This window comes from Phaeovulum sp. (assembly GCF_041596715.1).
GTDB lineage: Bacteria > Pseudomonadota > Alphaproteobacteria > Rhodobacterales > Rhodobacteraceae > UBA6213.
The window spans coordinates 1-2,650 of sequence record NZ_JBFHIA010000324.1 but is presented as its reverse complement, the minus strand read 5'-3'; the positions used below and the strand labels follow the sequence as shown (position 1 = coordinate 2,650).

General features: G+C 63.5%; 4 protein-coding genes and 1 pseudogene. 1 reads left to right on the top strand and 4 read right to left on the bottom strand.

Translation table 11 applies throughout. The annotated features are described in order from the left end of the window. From ABY403_RS15415 to ABY403_RS15400, 4 genes are all read right to left on the bottom strand, one after another. Positions 1-963, bottom strand: a 963-nt coding sequence (locus ABY403_RS15415) for a helix-turn-helix domain-containing protein (protein ID WP_372841702.1), incomplete at its 3' end; no start/stop codon positions are given. Then, on the bottom strand, positions 960-1,355 hold the full coding sequence (locus tag ABY403_RS15410; RefSeq protein WP_372841701.1) for a VRR-NUC domain-containing protein: 396 nt from the start codon (positions 1,353-1,355) through the stop codon (positions 960-962). The genes ABY403_RS15410 and ABY403_RS15415, both read right to left, overlap by 4 nt. Further along, positions 1,352-1,591, bottom strand: coding sequence for a hypothetical protein (locus ABY403_RS15405; protein ID WP_372841700.1), 240 nt, complete (start codon positions 1,589-1,591; stop codon positions 1,352-1,354). The genes ABY403_RS15410 and ABY403_RS15405 overlap by 4 nt, the downstream gene beginning before the upstream one ends. Beyond that, positions 1,588-1,836, bottom strand: coding sequence for a helix-turn-helix transcriptional regulator (locus ABY403_RS15400; RefSeq protein WP_372841699.1), 249 nt, complete (start codon positions 1,834-1,836; stop codon positions 1,588-1,590). The genes ABY403_RS15405 and ABY403_RS15400 overlap by 4 nt, the downstream gene beginning before the upstream one ends. A gap of 622 nt (positions 1,837-2,458) precedes the next feature. On the opposite strand from ABY403_RS15400, the pseudogene ABY403_RS15395 reads away from it, so the two are divergent. After that, positions 2,459-2,650: pseudogene (locus ABY403_RS15395) on the top strand (hypothetical protein); the annotation flags it as partial.

Genomic DNA, 2,650 nt, shown 5'->3' with positions numbered 1-2,650 from the left:
TCGCACACCTCGCATCCGGAGCCGTTCTTGGGTGACGAGGCCGCGCGCCAGCAGGCTGTTGCGGATGGTGTTGGAGATCATGTTGGCGGGCAGGAAGCCGTCGGAGTTCACCAGGTTGGCGTAATAGGCCGCGAGCTCGTCTGGGCTGGAACGGGGTGCTTCATCTCGCTTGCACCGCCGCTTGAGCCTCTGCCCGCCGGCTTGCGCTGCGGCGGTTTGCGCATCGCGCTGGGCGGCCCGTTCCATGAACCGATCGAGCGCCTTGGGTCCATCGGGCGGGGCAGGGTGGTTGTGCCGGGTCTCAGCAGCGGTTTCGAGGACTTGGTCTTCGCTCAGCCCGAGATCATCAATCCAGCGGCGCACATGTGCCTTGGCTGGCCAACCTTGCCACCAGCCGGGCAGGGCGGTGGCATCGACACCCAGCGCTCTGAGCAGCTCTGCAAATAACAGATCAAAATCTGCATCGCGCGCTTGCGCGCCCTCCTCCTCCTTTACTGGTTTCCTTAAAGGTTCTCTTACAAGGTTAGTCTCCGGATTCCGGAGATGGCTTTCGGCAAAATCCGGAGATGGGTTTGCCGCAAATCCGGAGATGGCTCCATGTTCGGATTCCGGAGATGGCTCGCCGCAAATTTCGCGTTCGCTTTCGGAATTTCCTTCTCCGATTTTCGGAGTTGGCTCTTTTGGGAATCCATCCTCGAACCCCAGGATGTAGCGGGTGGCTTGCCGCTTGTGGGTGCGCGGGTCATGGCAGCGCATACGCTGGATCAGGCCCAGCTCTTCTAGCCTCGCGAGATGTCCATTCAGCGCCGAGCTCGACATTTCTGCATCCTCGGCCAGCCGCGCCTGCGTTGGGAAGCAGCCGAAGTCAGGGTTGTGCCGATCGCAGAGATGCCAGAGCACGATCTTGGTGGCAGGCTTCAATCCACGCTGCTGGATCGCCCAGTTGGTGCCCTTGTGGCTCATGGCGCGTCCTTCCGTGCTGGGGCCACAATGCGGGTGGTGAAGCCATGATCGGCGAGCACGCCCAGCGCATCGTCTAGGCTGCGCACCAGCGCCCAACCAAAGCCCTGTGCCAGCACGGCATCGCGGAACGCCTCCTGCGCCGGGCGCAGGCGACCCTTCGGTGCCTTCAGCTCGAGAAACAGAATGCGTCCATCGCAAAGCACGGTCAGATCGGCAAAGCCCGCATAGACACCCATGCCGACTAGGATCGCTTGGCGCTTGGCACCATGGGGCCCGGGTTCGGTCACCTCATTGGCGCAATGATGCACGATCGCCGTGCGGGGTAGGGCGAGCCGCAGCGCCCGCACCACCGCGCGCTGCAGATCGGCCTCGGGGGTGCCACGGCGCGTCATTGCCTGGCCCTCCCCTGATCTTCGCGCGGGGCGCGGCGAACGGGCCGGCGCGCGTCGATCACCACCATCAGCCGCTGCGCGTCCTCGCGCTCGGTGGCGGTCTCGCCATGGGCGGTCAGCACCTTGCAGGCGAGCCGGATCAGGGGATCGCTGTGATGGGCGACATCGGCGATCACGGCGCGGGCCTCGGCGAGACGGTCTGCAGGCCAGTCGGATTTGCGGGGCAGGGCGATCATGTCCGCCCCCGTGATCTGCGCACCGGGTGCGTCTGTTCCTGCGCGTGGATCCAGTCCTGTACCGACGCCCGCCGATAAAAGGTTTTCCGCCCTATGCGGGTGCAAGGCGGGCCCTCGCGGCGCGCCGCCCATCGGGCGAGAGTGTCTGGTGTGAGGCCCAGCTCGCGCGCCAACTGCTCGCGGCTGATCCAGTCGGCCAACAAGTTCAGCGGTTCCGCTGGTACCTCAGGGTGAGGGTGAGTCATGGGCTGCTCCGTTTGTTTTTCTCACCCCTCTGACGGGGGCAAGGCGAGCGAAGCAGAGCGCGTCGGGCGGAATACAGGCGGAAGGTGGAATTGAAGCGCGCCCCTCAATTCCACCCCTTGTTTTATTGAAGTTTCAGGCACTGACTCTCGTAAGAGTGGCTTTGTCAGGGCCCAACGTTTGCCCTGAGGCGTGCTGTTTATGGCGTCGATCACCCTGCCATTATCGCTGGTCCTTCCCGGCAGGCTGCATTGGCCGACGCACCGGGGGTTTCGCGGGATCTGCGTGGGGTGGAATTGACGGAAATGCCGGTTCCGGTCGTGTTTCACCGACGTTCGACACGACGCAGTCAGGACCGCTTGCGACAAATTGAACCTCACATATTCCCGAGGTTCAAACGCGCCCTGACCCAGCGTAAACTTTCTGCGAGCAGTCCAACAGAATCGAAAACAAAAAAAGTCCCGTGCCCGCACCCAACTAGGGGCGGCTCTTACCAACAGGTGGTTTTCCTCGAAGGCATGCTCTGCACCCAGTCCCACCCGCGCGCCTGGCGCGTCGGGCTTTGTAACTCGCATTCCGACGGCTTGGGCCGCGTGATGCCGCATGCCTGGAAGGAGCCCCGTGATGCCATTGCCGCCGATTGCCTTCTATTCGATCTACGAGATTTCTGCGCGCTGGGGCTGCCATCCAGCCGATGTCGCAGGCTGGGCCGCAGCGGGACATCTGCAGGTGCTGGCGGGCATTCCGCTGGTTCGCTGCGCTGAAGAAACCATCGCCGGTCTGGTCGAGGTGCCCATCGCTGAGCTGATGCCGATG

Bases quoted from the DNA above. Each gene is read 5' to 3' on its own strand.
- ABY403_RS15410 (WP_372841701.1), bottom strand. From the start codon at position 1,355: ATGACGCGCCGTGGCACCCCCGAGGCCGATCTGCAGCGCGCGGTGGTG.
- ABY403_RS15405 (WP_372841700.1), bottom strand. From the start codon at position 1,591: ATGATCGCCCTGCCCCGCAAATCCGACTGGCCTGCAGACCGTCTCGCC.
- ABY403_RS15400 (WP_372841699.1), bottom strand. From the start codon at position 1,836: ATGACTCACCCTCACCCTGAGGTACCAGCGGAACCGCTGAACTTGTTG.